General features: G+C 70.0%; 16 protein-coding genes. 8 read left to right on the top strand and 8 right to left on the bottom strand.

All coding sequences use genetic code 11. The annotated features are described in order from the left end of the window. The first annotated feature begins 33 nt into the window (after nucleotides 1–33). Nucleotides 34–2172, top strand: coding sequence for a sulfatase-like hydrolase/transferase (locus tag FL311_RS17440; protein ID WP_141326250.1), 2139 nt, complete (start codon nucleotides 34–36; stop codon nucleotides 2170–2172). Then, entirely contained in the window at nucleotides 2054–2530 is a 477-nt protein-coding gene (locus FL311_RS17435; RefSeq protein ID WP_141326249.1) for a PaaI family thioesterase, read from the top strand. Before FL311_RS17440 ends, FL311_RS17435 begins: the two co-directional genes overlap by 119 nt. A gap of 84 nt (nucleotides 2531–2614) precedes the next feature. Here the strand turns inward: FL311_RS17435 and FL311_RS17430 are convergent, their stop codons facing one another. Together FL311_RS17430 and FL311_RS17425 are read right to left on the bottom strand one after the other, a co-directional pair. Next, a complete protein-coding gene (locus tag FL311_RS17430; protein WP_046712975.1) occupies nucleotides 2615–3178 on the bottom strand; it encodes an NADH-quinone oxidoreductase subunit B in 564 nt (187 codons plus the stop codon). A gap of 6 nt (nucleotides 3179–3184) precedes the next feature. Further along, entirely contained in the window at nucleotides 3185–3556 is a 372-nt protein-coding gene (locus FL311_RS17425) for an NADH-quinone oxidoreductase subunit A (protein WP_046712976.1), read from the bottom strand. 248 nt (nucleotides 3557–3804) lie between these two features. On the opposite strand from FL311_RS17425, the gene FL311_RS17420 reads away from it, so the two are divergent. Further along, nucleotides 3805–5370, top strand: a complete 1566-nt coding sequence (locus FL311_RS17420; RefSeq protein ID WP_141326248.1) for a methyl-accepting chemotaxis protein — start codon at nucleotides 3805–3807, stop codon at nucleotides 5368–5370. Between the two features lie 3 nt (nucleotides 5371–5373). Here FL311_RS17420 and FL311_RS17415 read toward each other — a convergent pair whose 3' ends face one another. The 3 genes from FL311_RS17415 to FL311_RS17405 all read right to left on the bottom strand — a co-directional run bounded on the left by FL311_RS17415 (nucleotide 5374) and on the right by FL311_RS17405 (nucleotide 8346). After that, nucleotides 5374–5598: an amphi-Trp domain-containing protein gene (locus FL311_RS17415; protein WP_046712978.1), complete on the bottom strand. Its 225-nt coding sequence runs from the start codon at nucleotides 5596–5598 to the stop codon at nucleotides 5374–5376. Between the two features lie 122 nt (nucleotides 5599–5720). After that, a complete protein-coding gene (locus tag FL311_RS17410) occupies nucleotides 5721–7394 on the bottom strand; it encodes an arylsulfatase (protein WP_141326247.1) in 1674 nt (557 codons plus the stop codon). Nucleotides 7395–7527: 133 nt separating this feature from the next. Continuing rightward, nucleotides 7528–8346, bottom strand: a complete 819-nt coding sequence (locus FL311_RS17405; RefSeq protein ID WP_046712980.1) for a PHP domain-containing protein — start codon at nucleotides 8344–8346, stop codon at nucleotides 7528–7530. A gap of 82 nt (nucleotides 8347–8428) precedes the next feature. Here FL311_RS17405 and FL311_RS17400 point away from each other — a divergent pair, with 82 nt between their 5' ends. From FL311_RS17400 to FL311_RS17385, 4 genes are all read left to right on the top strand, one after another. Beyond that, nucleotides 8429–8899 carry an Rrf2 family transcriptional regulator gene (locus tag FL311_RS17400; RefSeq protein ID WP_141326246.1) on the top strand — a complete coding sequence of 157 codons (471 nt, stop codon included), beginning with the start codon at nucleotides 8429–8431 and terminating at the stop codon, nucleotides 8897–8899. Between the two features lie 12 nt (nucleotides 8900–8911). After that, nucleotides 8912–9181 carry a hypothetical protein gene (locus FL311_RS17395; RefSeq protein WP_141326245.1) on the top strand — a complete coding sequence of 90 codons (270 nt, stop codon included), beginning with the start codon at nucleotides 8912–8914 and terminating at the stop codon, nucleotides 9179–9181. 91 nt (nucleotides 9182–9272) lie between these two features. Beyond that, nucleotides 9273–9707 (top strand): OsmC family protein, encoded by a 435-nt coding sequence (locus FL311_RS17390; RefSeq protein WP_141326244.1) that lies wholly within the window; start codon nucleotides 9273–9275, stop codon nucleotides 9705–9707. A gap of 106 nt (nucleotides 9708–9813) precedes the next feature. Continuing rightward, on the top strand, nucleotides 9814–10341 hold the full coding sequence (locus FL311_RS17385; RefSeq protein ID WP_141326243.1) for a hypothetical protein: 528 nt from the start codon (nucleotides 9814–9816) through the stop codon (nucleotides 10339–10341). 79 nt (nucleotides 10342–10420) lie between these two features. Here the strand turns inward: FL311_RS17385 and speA are convergent, their stop codons facing one another. Further along, nucleotides 10421–12427, bottom strand: a complete 2007-nt coding sequence (gene speA / locus FL311_RS17380) for a biosynthetic arginine decarboxylase (RefSeq protein WP_046712985.1) — start codon at nucleotides 12425–12427, stop codon at nucleotides 10421–10423. Nucleotides 12428–12654: 227 nt separating this feature from the next. Between speA and clpX the strand changes: the two genes are divergently transcribed. Continuing rightward, nucleotides 12655–13731 (top strand): ATP-dependent Clp protease ATP-binding subunit ClpX, encoded by a 1077-nt coding sequence (gene clpX / locus FL311_RS17375; RefSeq protein WP_141326242.1) that lies wholly within the window; start codon nucleotides 12655–12657, stop codon nucleotides 13729–13731. On the opposite strand, the gene FL311_RS17370 is transcribed toward clpX, so the two are convergent. Together FL311_RS17370 and FL311_RS17365 are read right to left on the bottom strand one after the other, a co-directional pair. Next, nucleotides 13721–14488 carry a CvpA family protein gene (locus tag FL311_RS17370; protein ID WP_141326241.1) on the bottom strand — a complete coding sequence of 256 codons (768 nt, stop codon included), beginning with the start codon at nucleotides 14486–14488 and terminating at the stop codon, nucleotides 13721–13723. The genes clpX and FL311_RS17370 overlap by 11 nt on opposite strands. A gap of 21 nt (nucleotides 14489–14509) precedes the next feature. Continuing rightward, nucleotides 14510–15121 carry a J domain-containing protein gene (locus FL311_RS17365; protein WP_228556920.1) on the bottom strand — a complete coding sequence of 204 codons (612 nt, stop codon included), beginning with the start codon at nucleotides 15119–15121 and terminating at the stop codon, nucleotides 14510–14512. Nucleotides 15122–15133: the final 12 nt, after the last annotated feature.

The raw sequence follows: 15133 nt of genomic DNA, 5'->3' as shown, positions 1-15133 counted from the left end.
CGAGCCTCTCTCATTGCGGTATACACGCCCTGCATGGTCGAGTCCTCTTCCTCGCACCCCCTCCGCCCGCTCGTCTGGCGCCTCGCCCTGGGCTTGGGGCTGGGACTCGCGCTGTTCGCCGGGGAGACCTGGTGGCTCCTGCGCTCCGGCCTCGTGGGCGTGGACATCCCGGTGGATGGTCCCTATGCGGCGCTGTCGGCGGCGGTGCGCCCCGTGCTCCCGGGGCTCCTGGCGCGCGTGGCGGCCGTCTACGTCGTGGCGGGCATGGGCCTCGCGGCGGTGGCCTGGGCGCTCGCGCGCGTCTGGGGCCGGGGTGGCGTCCTAGCCACGCTGGCGGGGTGGCTCGGGCTCGCCCTGTTGCTGGCGTGGGACCGCGCCATCGCCCGGCCCGCGTTGTTCGATGACCTGCCGGCGGTGAGGCCGGTGCTGGCGTGGCTGGTGGACCATGGCGAGCCCTGGCACCCGAGGCTCGCGGCGGGGCTGCTCGCGCTGCTGCACGTCGGCGTGTGGCTCTATCGGCAGGACACGTGGCGGCGGAGGGCGCGGCTGGGTGGCGCGGTGCTGGCGGGTGGCGTGGTGCTGTTCGTGGCGACGCGCGCGGGCGGCTGGGTGGCCAGCGACAAGCATCCGTTGGTGGTGCTCATCGGCATCGATGCGTTCCGGCCGGACCGGCTCGCGAGCCTGGGTGGGACGCGAGCGGTGGCGCCGCATGTGGACCGCTTCGTGGCGGAGTCCACGTTGTTCACGAAGGCGTACACGCCGGTGGCCCAGACGGAGCCCGCGTGGCGCTCGCTGCTCACCGCGCGCTGGCCGCACGAGACGGGGGTCCGCTACGCGCTGACGGCGGAGTCCCGGATGCAACTGCAGCCCACCTTCGCGGAGGTCTTCGCGCGCGCGGGCTGGCGCACGGTGTTCGCCACCGACTGCTCGCGCTTCCACGCGGAGGGGCCGTCCTCCGGTTTCGCCACCCGGTTGCAGCCGCCGCGCGGGGCGGTGAACTTCCTCCTCGAGAAGCTGCGCTACCGGGCGCTGGGCGTGTTCGCGGACCACGCGCCAGGCGCCGCGTGGGTGCCGGAGTTCATCGACAACCGCGCGCTGGCGGGCATCCACGACCCCATGGGCTACGCGGAGCGGCTGACGTCGCGGCTGCTCGAGGAGGCGGGGCAGGGGCCCACGCTGTTCGCCTTCCACGCCACCGCGGCGCACTTCCCCGGGGACCCGGTGCATCCGTTCTATCGGCGCTTCGTGTCCGCGTCCGAGCCGCTGGAGCGGCGGCTGCGCATGCACTTCGCGCCGGTGTCGCCCGGGGCCAAGGGCGGCTGGAGCCGGGAGGGCGCGGAGGCGCTCTACGACGAGCTGATTTCCCAGGCGGACGCGCAGGTGGGGCTGATGCTGGAGGCACTGCGCCGCTCGGGCCGCTACGACGACGCGCTCATCGTCCTGGTGTCGGACCATGGCGAGAGCTTCCACGAGGACCGCCCGGACCTCGCCGGCGCCACGCCGGTGCACGGGGCCCGGCTGTCGGAGCTGGAGAACCGCATCCTGCTCGCGGTGAAGCCCGCGGGAGGTCGAGGCGCGACGCCGGCCACGCTCGACTCGCTGGTGCGCCTGGTCGACGTGGGGCCCACGCTGCTGGAGCTGTCGGGCCTGCCCGCGCTGAGCGGCGCGGATGGCGTGTCGCTCGGGCCGTTGCTCCGTGGCGAGACGGCGGCGCCGCTCGCGCTGTACGCGGAGACGGGCTTCACGCACGTATCGCCAGAGGTCTTCGACGAGGGGCACTGGCCCGGGGCGCCGCGCGCGTTCGACGCGTACCGCATCCGTCCCGACGGCGTGGTGGAGCTGAGCGACACGGCGCACACGGCGGTGGTGCTGGAGAAGGACCGGGGCGCGTACGACGGGCAGCGCTGGTGGGTGGACCGTCCTCGGGCGGATGGCTCCGTGTTGCGCGTGTGCACGGGGGATTGTGAGGGCCTGGACGCGCTGGCGTTGGAGGCATGGCTGGACGCGGTGCAGGGACGGACGGGGACAGGGGACTCGCGTAAGGTGGCGGGCCATGTCGACGACCCCAGACACCCCGTCCCTTCAGGAACAGTACGCCCCCCACAACAGCTGCTTCGGCTGCGGCCCGGCCAACACCCAGGGCCTGCGCATCCGCAGCCGCGCGGAGGGTGAGCTCGTCGTCGCCGAGTGGACGCCCTCCGAGCATCACCAGGCCTTCCCCGGCGTGCTCAACGGCGGAATCATCGGCGCGCTGCTGGACTGTCACTGCAACTGGACGGCGGCGTACCACCTGATGAAGGCGCAGGGCGCGGCGTCTCCGCCGTGTACCGTCACCGCCGACTACACCATCACCCTCAAGCGCCCCACGCCCATGTCCGGGCCGGTGCGGCTGGAGGCGAAGCCCGTCGAAATCAAGGGCGACCGGGCGGTGATTGAAGGCACCCTCACCGCGGGTGGCAAGGTGACGGCGCTGTGCCGGGGCACCTTCGTCGCGGTGAAGGAGGGCCACCCCGCGTACCACCGCTGGTGAGCGGAAACACCAGGGGCCCCGACGCCGCCCTTCGAGAGGGTGGCACGCGGGGCCCCGGGGGCACGTCGTGGGCTTTGGCGTGGACTACTTGCCCATGGAGATGAGCAGGTCGTGCCGGGCCGCGGTGGGGTTGGGCTGCTCGCGGTCGGCGATGCGGTGGACCTGGTTGGCGATCTTGTCCTGGAGCAGCATGAGGCCGTCCAGCACCTGCTCCGGGCGGGGCGGGCAGCCGGGGATGTAGACGTCCACCGGGAGGATGCGGTCGATGCCCTGGAGCACCGCGTAGTTGTCGTAGAAGCCGCCCGAGGACGCGCACACGCCGAACGACACGACCCACTTGGGCTCGGTCATCTGCTCGTAGACGCGCTTGAGGATGGGCGCCTGCTTCAGGTTGATGGTGCCCACCACCATCAGGAGGTCCGCCTGCCGGGGCGAGAAGCGCGGGAACTCCGCGCCGAAGCGCGCGATGTCGTGACGGCTGGCCGCCACGGACATGTACTCCATGCCGCAGCAGGCGGTGGCGTACGGGTAGGTGAACAGCGAGTACTTGCGGGCCCAACCCAGGCCCTTGGAGACCATCCGCTGGAAGAAGCCCATGGCCTCGTCGCGGCGGGTCGTCAGCACTGGAGCGATGTCTGCATCAGCCATGATGGTTCAGCTCTCCCAATCCAGGGCGCCCTTCTTCCACACGTAGATGAGCCCCACCACGAGGGTCACCGCGAAGACGAGCATCTCCATGTACCCGAACCAACCGAGCGCCTGGAAGTTCACCGCCCAGGGGTACATGAACACCGCTTCGACGTCGAACACGATGAACAACAGCGCGACGACGTAGAACTTCACCGCGAACCGCTGACGTGCCGGGCCGCTCGACTCGGAGCCGGCCTCGAAGGCGGTCGACTTGATGGCGCTCGGGCGCTTGGGGCCCAGCAGCGAGGTGATGAAAGGAATCGCGACGCCCATGATGCCGGCCAGCAGCAGCACCACCGCCAGGGGCAGATAGGGCGAGAGGGGAGAGGGAGTCATCGCGCGCGGAACCTAATGACACCCGCTCACCCATGTCAAAGGGAAAGTCCCCTGCCGGGCGCCGCAACCCCTTGAGATGACGACGAAAAGCGCGGCTGGTCCCCGCCGGGGCGGGCAGGGGGCTGGCGGATGTCTCCTCGGATGTCGCTCCAAGGGGGCGCGTTTGACGCTCCCGGGGACGGACGCCTACCGTCGTGCGGCCCGCGCAGGCGGGCGATCAGCGCTGCACTTGGGGAGAGGAAGAGGGCATGTGGGGCCGGCTCGGCTTGCGGATGCAGGTGGCCATCGCGGTGCTGGTGCCTTGCCTCACGGTGATGGGCCTGTGCATCTGGAACTTCTCCGCCCGACAGCGCGAGGTCTCGCTCGACTTGCTCCAGAAGCGCGCCCGGGTGCTGGGCTCCCTGGTGGCGCAGCATCCGGCGGTGCTCCAGTGGGACGGCTCGCGGGAGGCCCAGGCTCGACTGGAGACGGTGCTCGCGCGGGTGGAGGCGCGTGACGCCAACGGCGACGCGGGCTTCACGGTGAGCTACCAGGGCCTGCTCGGCCCGGACGGTCTCCCCGCGTACGAGTCGCTGGCGCGCCTGCCGGAGCACGCGCGGGGCCCTTCGGTCCGGGTGCGTGAGGGCTGTGTCACGTCGCTCATCGGCGTGCGCGAGGTGCAGCTGCGGTGCGCGAGCGGCGAGCGGACCTATGTCGTGGGCCTGGGACTGGATGAGGCGGCCGCGTCCGTCACGGAGCTCAAGGGCTCGGTGGTCGTGGGCCTGGTGGGCGCGCTGGGGCTGGGGCTCCTGTTGGCGGTGCTCATCGGGAGGACCATCGTCGACCCCGTGTCGCAGGTGACGGAGGTGGTGCGGGACGTGGCGCGGGGGGATGTGTCGCGCATGGAGCTGGACGTGCCCGCGACGGGCGAGGTCCGGCTGATGGCGGAGTCCTTCAACAAGATGCTCGGCACGCTGCGAATCACGGTGCTGGAGCTGGTGTCGCGCACGGAGCAGCTCTCCGGCGCGTCGCGGGGCTTGCTGGGCGCGTCCGCGGACCAGGAGCACGTCATCAGCCAGCAGGCGGCCTACGCGCAGCAGATCGCCGCGACGTTCGAGGAGCTGAGCCGCACGGCCGAGCAGATCTCCTCCTCCACGGAGGTGGTGGAGTCGAGCGCCCGGCGCACGCACGAGGCGGTGGCCGAGGCGATGGCCGTCGTCGCCCAGGTGGTGGCGGGCATCAACGACATCCGCACCGAATCCAAGGGCGTGGCGGACGCCATCGTCGGCCTCAACCAGGACCTGCAGCAGGTGTCGAAGATCGCCCACGTCATCAACCAGGTGGCGGAGCGCTCGGACCTGCTCGCGCTCAACGCGGCGCTGGAGGGCACCAAGGCGGGCGAGGTGGGGCGGGGCTTCTCGCTGGTGGCCGCGGAGATGCGCAAGCTGGCGGAGAACGTGTCCGCGTCCGCGCGCGACATCGGCCGCATCGTCGAGAAGGTGCAGGACTCCGGCGAGGAGGCCGCGTCGAAGGCCCGCGTGGGCATGGCGACGAGTGATCGCGGCGTCGAGGTGGCGGAGCAGGCGTCCTCGGTGTTCCAGCGCATCGTCGAGCTGGCGCGTGGCACCAGCGAGGCCGCGCGCCAGATCACCATCGCGACGCGGCAGCAGCGTCAGTCCAGCGAGCAGGCCGTGCAGGGCGCGCGCAACGTGGCGGAGCTGGTGAAGCAGGGCGTGGACGCGACCGGGCGCACCACCCGCATCGCCCAGGACCTGCAGGCGGTGGCGGAGGGGCTCACCACCGTCACCACCCGCTTCAAGACGACGCGCGGCTGAGGGCTACTCGCGCTTCCAGCGGACCTGGAGCTCCAGCTCGTCCACGGCGCCCTCGCGCTCGTGCTCGACGCTGAAGTACGCGTCGGCGGGCACGTGCAGCCGCTCACCGGCCACCTGGATGCTGAACGCCTTGCCCTTCTCCAGCGCATCCGCCAGCCGGCGCAGCTTCGCGACGAACTGCGCGCGCGGGTACGTCTTCTCGATGTCTCGCTCGGGTCGTTTGGCCATCGCCGCATCCTGCCAGCGAGGTCCCGCACCGTCGAACTCCGGGCCTGTCAGCACGCAGGCTCGCGACGCGGGAAGGCCCGTGAAGCACGGCGGCTTCACGGGCCCTCATGGCGAGCGTCCGCTCAGGCGTGGCTCTGCTGGAAGCGGTGCAGGGCCTGCTCGACCTCGTTGGCGAGCGACATCACCTGGTCGCCGACCTCGGTGCGGTCGTCGCGCTGGGCCTCCTTGATCTTCTCCTTCACCCGGTCCTTCAAGTTGCCGACGCTGAGGCTGCCCGGGGCCTGGCTCGGGATGTAGTCGATGAGGCTCTCCGCGAACCGCTTCACCAGCACCTGTGCCGGGACGAAGAGGAACATGCGCTCGCCGTACCAGCTCGTGTACAGGCCGGAGAAGAGCCCCTCCTCGAACGGGTCCGAGCGCAGGTTGATGAGGTACGGCCACGCCGGATTGAAGCGCTTGCCGCTGAACCACATGTCCGGGCCCCGGCCGTCCTGGTAGCTGAAGATGACCTTCCAGTCGTCGTAGCGCACCGCCGCGAGGTTGCCGCTGTCGAGCACGTAGATGAACTCGTGCCGCCGCCCCGGCTCCTTGCCCGCGAGCAGGCCGCGCTGGTCATACCCGTCCAGGTGGACGCGGAACTTCTTCTTGCCCACCGTGTGACCCGCCTTGCACTTCTCCACCAGGTCCTCGGGGCCGCCCGCCGCCGCGACGAAGGTGGGCATCCAGTCCTCGTGGGCGAAGATGTCGTTGATGACGGTGCCTGGCTCGATGACGCCCGGCCAGCGCACCACGCAGGGCACGCGCACGCCGCCCTCCCACGTGGAGCCCTTCTCGCCTCGGAAGGGCGCGTTGCCGCCGTCGGGCCAGCTCATCTTCTCCACGCCGTTGTCGGTGGAGAACACGACGATGGTGTTGTCCGCGATGCCCAGCTCCTCCAGCTTCGCGAGCAGCATGCCCACGTGGTCGTCCAGCTCCGTCATCGCGTCCGCATACAGGCCCTTGCCCGTCTTGTTGCGGTACTTCTCCTGGAGGAACGTCCACACGTGGGTGCGCGTGGTGTTGTGCCAGATGAAGAACGGCTTGTCGTCCTTCACCGCGCGCTCCATGAAGGCCAGGGACGACTTCATGAACTCCTCGTCCACTGTCTCCATGCGCTTCTTGGTGAGCGGGCCCGTGTCCTCGATCTTCTGGCGGCCCACGCGGCCCCAGCGAGGGTCCTCCGTCGGGTCATCGCGGTCCGTGGCCCAGCAGTGCAGCACGCCACGCGGACCGAAGCGCTCCTTGAACGCCGGATCCTTCGGGTAGTCGGGGCACTCGGGCTCGTTCTCCGCGTTGAGGTGGTAGAGGTTGCCGTGGAACTCGTCGAAGCCGTGCACCGTGGGCAGGTAGCGGTTCGAGTCCCCCAGGTGGTTCTTGCCGAACTGGCCACACACGTAGCCTTGCGGCTTGAGCATCTCCGCGATGGTCGGGTCGGAGTCCTGGAGGCCGTAGTCCGCGCCCGGCATGCCGATGGTGGTCAGGCCCGTGCGCAGCGGGTTCATGCCGGTGATGAAGGCGGCCCGGCCCGCGGTGCAGCTCTGCTGCCCGTAGCAGTCCGTCATCAGCGCGCCCTCACGGGCGATGCGGTCGATGTTGGGCGTGCGGTAGCCCATCATCCCCTGGTTGTAGGCGCTGATGTTCCACAGGCCGATGTCATCGCCCCAGATGACCAGGATGTTGGGCTTGCGCGCCGGCTGCTTGCCGTGCCCGTTGCCGTTGCCATTGCCGTTGCTCTTGGATTTCCCGCTGGATGCCATGTGCCTGCTCCCCATCGCCCGCCGTCGGTGGACTCCGTCCGGCCCGTGGCAAAGGTGAGGAGGAGGGTGGAGGCCGACGTCGTCCGCGGGGCTGGCCCAGGCGCGCGAGCGAGCGGCGCTTCAGCCCGAGGGCTCAGGCCGTGGCGCGCGAGCGCAGCTTCGCGAACAGCTCCGGCGGCATGGCGGCGCTGCCCAGCTTGTGGTCGGCCGACACCGCCTCGCCGTGGAAGTCGCTGCCCGACGTCGGCACCAGGTCGTGCTCCTTCGCCAGCGCCAGGTACTTCTGCTTCAGCGCGGGGTTGTGGTCCGCGTGCAGCACCTCCAGCCCCGCGAGGCCCGCCTTCACCAGCTCGCGCAGCTCCATGCGCTCCACCTTCGACGAGCCCGGATGCGCCAGCGTCGCCGTCCCGCCCGCCTTGCGGATGAGGCGGATGGCGTCCGCGCCGTCCAGCTTGAAGCGCTCCACCCACGCCATGCCCCGCGTCCCCAGGAACCGGTCGAACGCGGCCTTCATGTCCACCGCCCAACCCTGGTCCACCAACACGCGCGCCAGGTGCGGCCGCCCCAGCTGCGCGTCACCCGCGATGGCGCGCACGTGCTCCATGCGGACGGGGAAGCCCAGCTGCTGCATCCTCGCGACCATCGCCTCCATCCGCTGCTCGCGCTCACCACGCAGCCGCTGCGCGAAGCGCGCGAGGTCCTCGTCCTCCGGCCTCACGAAGTGCCCGAGGATGTGCACCTCGCGGCCCAGCACGAAGGCGGAGATCTCGATGCCGGGCACCAGCTCCACGCCGTTCGCGAGCGCGGCGGCCTTCGCCTCGGCGAGCCCCGCGACCGTGTCGTGGTCCGTCACCGACAACACCGTCACGCCCGCGGCCCGGGCGCGCTCGAGCAACTGCGTGGGCGTGTACTGCCCGTCGCTGGCGGTGGTGTGGGAGTGCAGGTCGATCACATCGGTCTCCAGGGGCGAGCGGTTGAAAGCCGCACTGTCGCGACCTAGGCTCTTCTTCAAACCACGAGCCACGTCAAGGGCGATGCCGCAGCACCCACTCCAGATCTCCCGGAAGATTGAATACGGACTGAGGGCCATGACCTTCCTGGCCTCTCAGCCGCTGGAGCGCATGGTCCCCTTCCGGGAGATTGCCCGGCGCATGGACGTGCCCGAGGACTTCCTCGCCAAGATCCTCAAGGTCCTCCTCTCGCGCAAGCTCGTGCGCTCCACCCGCGGCGCCCACGGTGGCTACGCCCTGGCGCGCCCCGCACGGGAGGTGACCTTCCTGGACGTCATCGAGGCGGTGGAAGGCCCCGTCAACGTCAACGTCTGCCAGGACACACAGCATGACGGCTGCCGGGCCACCGGGAGCTGCACCATGTACGGCGTGTGGAAGCTGGGCCAGCAGCGGATGTTGGAGGTGTACCGCTCCACCACACTGGACCGTCTGGCGATGACAGAGCTGAAGGGCTCGCCGCCCTCGGACTCGCTGTCCCTGGCCGCGCGGGCCTAGACTGCCCGGCCCATGGCCAAGAAATCCGAGTCGAGCATCGAGAACCGGGTGTACCTCTTCGAGTCGCTCGCCAGCAGCTACGTGGCCGCGGCCTCGGACGCGCTGGGCTCCAAGGACTCCGCCGAGCGCGAGCGCGCCCGCCGGGCCCTCGCCGAGCTGGCGTATGTCTCCTGTGTGGTGGCGGACACCGGGGACCTGTCCCCGGAGGACGTGCGGGAGCGGCTGCTGAGCGCACCTGCCCCGGAGCGGAAGTCCGCGCGCCGCGGCAAGCGGAACAAGTAGGCGCGCTCCCTCGCGCCGTGGATGATGAAGCTGCTGGGGCGCCCCGTGAGTGGAGCGCCCCCGAAGTCACCCGGCCCGAGGAGAGACCGACATGAGCCAGCAACCGCCCCCCGCCACCGGCGTGGTGATGACCCTGGTCAGCCACCCCCAGTTCAAGACGCAGCTCACCCATGGCCCGTCAGCCACCGGCCTGCAGACGGAGGCCCCCCGGGACAACGGCGGCACCGGCGGCAGCTTCTCCCCCACGGACCTGGTGGGCGCCGCGCTGCTGGCCTGCGCGGTGACGACGATGCACCTGTTCGCCTCGCGAGAGGGCCTCTCCCTGGGCGAGATCCGCGGCCGCGTGGAGAAGCGCATGACGCCGCCGCCGCGCCGCATCGGTGAGCTCGTCGTGGACCTGCAGATGCCCGCGGGCCTGTCCGCGGAGCACCGCGCCCGGCTGGAGCAGGTGGGTCGCGAGTGTCCGGTGGCGCGCAGCCTCCACCCGGAGCTGAAGCTGCCCATGACGTTCAGCTACCCGGACTGAAAGCGCGCCCGCCCGCCCGGTGTGCACGGGAGCCTCCTGGCCTTCGCTGCCGGGGGGCTTCGTCATGGAGAGTCTTCACGACGGCACTCCCACCACGGAGAGGGGCATGGACGCGAAGCGCCTGGGCATCTACCTCAACGACCACCACGCGGGCTCCGTGGCCGGCATCGAGCTGGCCCGGCGCACCGAGTCGGAGAACCACAGCAACCTCGTGGGCCACTTCCTGGCCACCCTCGTCCCGGAGCTGCGCGAGGACCAGCGCATGCTCGAGGCGGTGATGCGCGCGCTGGAGCTGCGAAGAGACCCGCTCAAGTCCCGTGTCGCGTGGGTGGTGGAGAAGGCCGCGCGGCTGAAGCTCAACGGCTCCTGGGTGCGCTACTCGCCGCTGAGCCGGCTGGTGGAGCTGGAGGGGCTGTGCACCGCCACCGAGGGGCGGCTGTCCCTGTGGACCACGCTGGCGCGACTCCAGCGGAAGGACACGCGGCTCGCGCCGTTCGACTTCGAGTCGCTCATCGCCCGGGGCGAACTGCAGAAGGCCGCGCTCCAGCGCCTGAGGGCCCGCGCCTCGGACGTGGCCTTCGCCGACGAGCCCATGGCGTTCGGCTCGGGAGAGACGCCCATCGCCAGCTACTGAGGGCCGCGGACACCACGCCCCCCGGCGCTTTCGCGGCGGAGGGCGTGGGGGCTTTCCGTCACCTGTCACGGCAGGGGCGTCAGGTGCCCGAGGGCGACACCGGAGGCCGGGTGGCGTCCGGCTGGGGCACCAGGCGCAGCTGGCTGGCGCTGCCCGCGAAGCTCGCGTCCACGCCGCGCTCCAGGTACGTGTAACCGGACAGGCCGTCCTCGTACATGCGCAGCAGGGTGCGCGACTCGTCCAGGGAGATGCGGCCCTGGCGCAGGGCCATCTCCGTGAACTTACGCAGCCGGGCGACCAGGTCGTCCTTGTTGTAGCTGACGTAGTTGAGCACCTCCGTCACGGTGTCGCCCGCCACCACGTGGTCGATGAGGTAGCCTCCGTTGGGCGCCAGCGACACCTGCACGGTGTGCGTGTCACCGAAGAGGTTGTGCAAATCGCCGAGGATCTCCTGGTACGCGCCCACCAGGAAGATGCCCAGGTAGTAGTCGTCGTCGTTGAGCGCGTGCAGCTCCAGCGCGTCCTTCACCTCGCGCTTGTCGATGAAGTGCTCGATCTTCCCGTCGGAGTCGCAGGTGATGTCCGCCAGCGTCGCGCGGCGCGTCGGCTTCTCCGCCAGGCGGTGGATGGGCATCATCGGGAACAGCTGGTCGATGGCCCACGAGTCCGGCAGCGACTGGAACACGGAGAAGTTGCAGAAGTACGTGTCGCTCAGCGCCTTCTCCAGCGACTCGAGCTCCTCCGGAATCTCGCCCGCCTCCTTCGCGATGCGCATGATCTTGTGGCAGGTGGCCCAGTAGATGTTCTCGGCCGCCACGCGCTGCTCGAGCGACAGGTGCCCCAGCGAGAAGAGGGTGAGGCTCTCCTCCTTGGCGTCCTGCGCGTCGTGCCACGCCTCCAGCAGGTTCTTGTTCGTCACCTCGCGGAAGGTGGACAGGAGGTTGCGCACCACGGAGGGCGCCTTGTCGTCCACCTTGTCCGGCAGCTGCGCCGGGTCGAACTCGCTGGTGCCCAGCACGTCCACCACCAGCACCGCGTGGTGCGCGACGACGGCGCGGCCCGACTCGGAGACGAGCGTCGGGTGCGGCACGCCAGCGCGGTCACACGCCTCCATCACGCCGAACACCACGTCGTTGGCGTACTCCTCCGTCGTGTAGTTCATGGAGGAGGCGAAGTTCGTCTGGGAGCCGTCGTAGTCCACGCCCAGGCCGCCGCCCACGTCCAGGTACTTCAGCGGCGCGCCCTGCCGCGCCACCTCCACGTAGAAGCAGCCCACCTCGCGCAGCGCGTTCTTCACGTTGCGGATGTTGGAGATCTGGCTGCCCAGGTGGAAGTGCAACAGCTCGAACGCGGGCAGCAGGCCCGTGTCCTTCATGAAGGCGATGCAGCTCATCAGCTCGGAGGAGGACAGGCCGAACTTGGAGCGGTCTCCACCGCTGGCCTCCCACTTGCCGGCGCCGCGCGTGGACAGCTTCACGCGCATGCCCAGCCGCGGGGTGATGCCCGTGCGACGCGCCACCTCGGCGATGAGGGGCAGCTCGCTGGGCTTCTCCACCACGAGGATGACGTTGCGGCCCAGGCGCGAATAGAACAGCGCCGTCTCGATGTACTCCTCGTCCTTGTAGCCGTTGCAGATGACGAGCGCGTCCTCGTTCTCCAGCAGCGCCATCACCGCCATCAGCTCGGGCTTGCTGCCGGCCTCCAGGCCGTAGTTGTAGCCCTTGCCCGCCTCGATGATGGTCTCCACCACGTAGCGGTGCTGGTTCACCTTGATGGGGTAGACGCCCCGGTAGCCGCCCTTGAAGCCCTGGTCGGCCATGGCCTTGCGGAAGGCCTCGTTGAGGTGGACGACGCGGTGGCGCAGCACGTCCGTGAAGCGCAGCAGCAGCGGCAGACCGATGCCGCGGCGGCGCACTTCGTCCACCAGGTCCTTCAGGTCCATGCTGGGGGCCTGGGGCCCGTCCGGGTGGACGCAGACGTGACCCTTGTCGTTGATGCCGAAGTAGGGCGAGCCCCAGTTCCGGATTCCATAGAGCTCGTGCGCGTCAGCGAGGGTCCAGCGGTGCGGAGGGGCGTTTGCGGGCATCGGCGGTTCGAGGCTCCCTGGGAAGAGAGAGGGTGGACTCCAGTCAACAGTGGAGGGGCGCGGGAACTATAGGAAAGCCCCCCGGCATTCAACAGCCGCCTGAAAGTGGAGCGGGCGGCCAGGCAGACGTCCCGCTGGGGCCCCTGTCCTGGCGGGCGGACCTTCCATCCGATTCCTACCCTTTGTCCGGAGTGTCGGGAGGACGCGTGGATAGAAGGGAAGGGTACATGGAGTCGTCCGCACGTAGGGAAGAAGCGCCGCTGACCCCTCGGGAGATCTACGAGCGACTGGACCGGTACGTCATCGGTCAGGACGCCGCCAAGCGCGCGGTGGCCATCGCCGCCCACAACCACCTCAAGCGGGTGCAGGCCAGACGCCTGCGCCGTCAGTCCCTCATCAAGAAATCCAACATCCTGCTCATCGGCCCCACGGGGAGCGGGAAGACCCACATCGCCCGCAACCTGGCGGAAATCCTCCACGTCCCTTTCACCACGGTGGACGCCACCGAGTACACGGAGGCCGGCTACTACGGGAAGGACGTGGAGGTGATGATCTCCGACCTGCTGCTCAAGGCGAACCACTCCGTCGAGGACACGCAGCGGGGCATCATCTTCGTGGACGAGGTGGACAAGATCGCCCGGCGCTCGCAGGGGGCTCGCAACGGCGCGGGCAGCCGCGACATCGGCGGCGAGGGCGTCCAGCAGGGCCTGCTCAAGCTGCTGGAGGGGCGCGAGGTCTATGTCCCCCTGAACGTCACGCAGGCGTGGAACAAGAGTGACTTCGTCCAGGTGGACACCCGGGACATCCTCTTCATCTGCGCGGGCACGTTCAGTGACTTGCACGACTACGGGGACGAGCCCGGCGGGGGACGGCCCCTGGGCTTCGGCGCGGACGAGCGCCTCCGGCGCGCGAAGAAGCGCATTGGCACCAAGCAGCTGGTGGAGTTCGGCATGCTGGCGGAGTTCCTCGGGCGCCTGCCGGTGGTGGTGCAGCTGGACTTGCTGGGCGAGGCGGACCTCATCCGCGTGCTCACCGAGCCGCCGGACTCCATCATCCGCGAGTTCCGCGAGCTGCTCGCCATGGACGAGCTGGAGCTGGACTTCGACGACGGGGCGCTGCGCGAGGTGGTGCACTACTCGGTGGCGCGCGGGCTGGGGGCGCGCGGGTTGCGCTCCATCCTGGAGCACGTGATGGCGGACATCCTGTTCGAGGCCCCCGAGCGGCGGCGTCGGCAGGTGAAGGTGGACGCGGACTACGTGCGCCCGAGGCTGGCGACGCTGGACGCCGTGGAGCTCAACGTGTGACGTCCGCGTCACGCTCCGAGGCCTGGGCGGCGGCGCCCAGCCTCGCGGCGATGTCCGGGTCCTGGATGAGCTGGAGGACCAGGTCGTTGCGCAGCAGCGCGGCGGTGTCGCCCCGGGCGAGCGCCTGCTTCACCTGGTCATCCTGGAGCAGGCGCTGGAAGCGCGGGTCCTTGCGCAGGGCCTTGTAGGCCGGGTCGTTCTTGAGCTTCCGGGCGCGCTCGGGGTCGGTGCTGGCGCGGGCCACCGCCACCATGTCCTCCATGGGGGCGAACTGGCTCATCTCGAAGAGGTTGTAGCGGCGCGCGGCGGACACGGCGAGCGAGTCCTTGGGGGACACGCCCACGCGCTTGCCGGCGATGACCACGTGCTGCTCGAAGAAGGACATGGCGCTGAGGACGAACCACGCGAAGGCGGCTGTCTTCGCCGCGCCCAGGATGAAGCCCAGGAGGCGGTCGATGCTCCGGTCCTCGTTGTCCTTTCCGGTGGCGAGGAAGCGCGCGAGCAGCGCGCCCAGGGCGTAGCGCACCGTGAGCCAGACGCAGACGAACAGGAGCGCGGTGCCCAGCACGAGGCCCACGACGAGCGGGCCGTCCACGGCCTCGGCGAACCGGGGGGCGAGCAGCGGCCCCAGCCTGCGCGACGCGAAGTAGCCCAGCGCGAGCCCCACCCAGTTGGCGACCTGGCGGGAGGCGCCGGTGAAGGCGCCGAGCATGCCGAAGAACAGCACCAGGCCCAGGATGACGAGGTCGATGACCATGGCGAGTCGGGGCGCGGGGCGTCAGCGGATCTTGAACGAGTCGCCCTTGCTCTTGGCTTCTTCCTGGAGGCGCTTCTGGGCCTCGGCGAGGTTCTCCTTGTAGCGCGCGTTGGAGGGCTCGTAGGTGAGGGCCATCTTCAGGTTGCGCTCGGCGGCGGACCAGTTGCCCGCGTCGATGTCCTTCTGCGCCTGCTGGTAGAACTGGCGGCCCTTGGGGTGGGTGCCGATCTGTTCTTCCTGCTCCTTCTTGGCGGCGGCCTTGGTCTCCGCCTCGGAGGCCTCGGTGAAACGCAGCTTCTGGGCGCGCTCGGGGCCCGTCACGTCGGAGACGTACTTCTTGCGCTTCGTGTCGTCGCGCAGGACGTAGTAGGCCTCGGTGACGCGCTTGTAGAGCTCGTGGACCTGCTCCTTCAGCTGCTTGTCCGTGATGTGGAAGAAGCGGTCCGGGTGGTAGGTGCGGCTCTCCCGATAGAACGCCTTCTTGATGTCCGCGGGCGTGGCCGTGCGCTCCAGCAGGAGCACCTCGAAGTAGTCGAGCTGCTCCAGCTTCGCGCAGCGCGACGCGAGGTCCGCGAGCTGGCTGGCGTCGAGCCCCGGGCCCTTGGCGGCGCTCGGCGGAGGGGGCGGTGACAGCGCGCCCGGTGG

This window comes from Myxococcus sp. AB025B, from assembly GCF_006518215.1.
In the GTDB taxonomy this organism is placed as follows: domain Bacteria; phylum Myxococcota; class Myxococcia; order Myxococcales; family Myxococcaceae; genus Myxococcus; species Myxococcus fulvus.
This window is presented reverse-complemented; position numbering and strand designations above follow the sequence as displayed.

What these genes read in the sequence shown, in the direction of transcription:
- FL311_RS17370 (WP_141326241.1), bottom strand. Translation starts at nt 14,488, where the DNA reads ATGGTCATCGACCTCGTCATCCTGGGCCTGGTGCTGTTCTTCGGCATG.
- FL311_RS17400 (WP_141326246.1), top strand. Translation starts at nt 8,429, where the DNA reads ATGCCGCAGCACCCACTCCAGATCTCCCGGAAGATTGAATACGGACTG.
- FL311_RS17440 (WP_141326250.1), top strand. Translation starts at nt 34, where the DNA reads ATGGTCGAGTCCTCTTCCTCGCACCCCCTCCGCCCGCTCGTCTGGCGC.
- FL311_RS17415 (WP_046712978.1), bottom strand. Translation starts at nt 5,598, where the DNA reads ATGGCCAAACGACCCGAGCGAGACATCGAGAAGACGTACCCGCGCGCG.
- speA (WP_046712985.1), bottom strand. Translation starts at nt 12,427, where the DNA reads ATGCCCGCAAACGCCCCTCCGCACCGCTGGACCCTCGCTGACGCGCAC.
- FL311_RS17385 (WP_141326243.1), top strand. Translation starts at nt 9,814, where the DNA reads ATGGACGCGAAGCGCCTGGGCATCTACCTCAACGACCACCACGCGGGC.
- FL311_RS17435 (WP_141326249.1), top strand. Translation starts at nt 2,054, where the DNA reads ATGTCGACGACCCCAGACACCCCGTCCCTTCAGGAACAGTACGCCCCC.
- FL311_RS17390 (WP_141326244.1), top strand. Translation starts at nt 9,273, where the DNA reads ATGAGCCAGCAACCGCCCCCCGCCACCGGCGTGGTGATGACCCTGGTC.
- FL311_RS17425 (WP_046712976.1), bottom strand. Translation starts at nt 3,556, where the DNA reads ATGACTCCCTCTCCCCTCTCGCCCTATCTGCCCCTGGCGGTGGTGCTG.
- FL311_RS17420 (WP_141326248.1), top strand. Translation starts at nt 3,805, where the DNA reads ATGTGGGGCCGGCTCGGCTTGCGGATGCAGGTGGCCATCGCGGTGCTG.
- FL311_RS17430 (WP_046712975.1), bottom strand. Translation starts at nt 3,178, where the DNA reads ATGGCTGATGCAGACATCGCTCCAGTGCTGACGACCCGCCGCGACGAG.
- FL311_RS17410 (WP_141326247.1), bottom strand. Translation starts at nt 7,394, where the DNA reads ATGGCATCCAGCGGGAAATCCAAGAGCAACGGCAATGGCAACGGCAAC.
- FL311_RS17395 (WP_141326245.1), top strand. Translation starts at nt 8,912, where the DNA reads ATGGCCAAGAAATCCGAGTCGAGCATCGAGAACCGGGTGTACCTCTTC.
- clpX (WP_141326242.1), top strand. Translation starts at nt 12,655, where the DNA reads ATGGAGTCGTCCGCACGTAGGGAAGAAGCGCCGCTGACCCCTCGGGAG.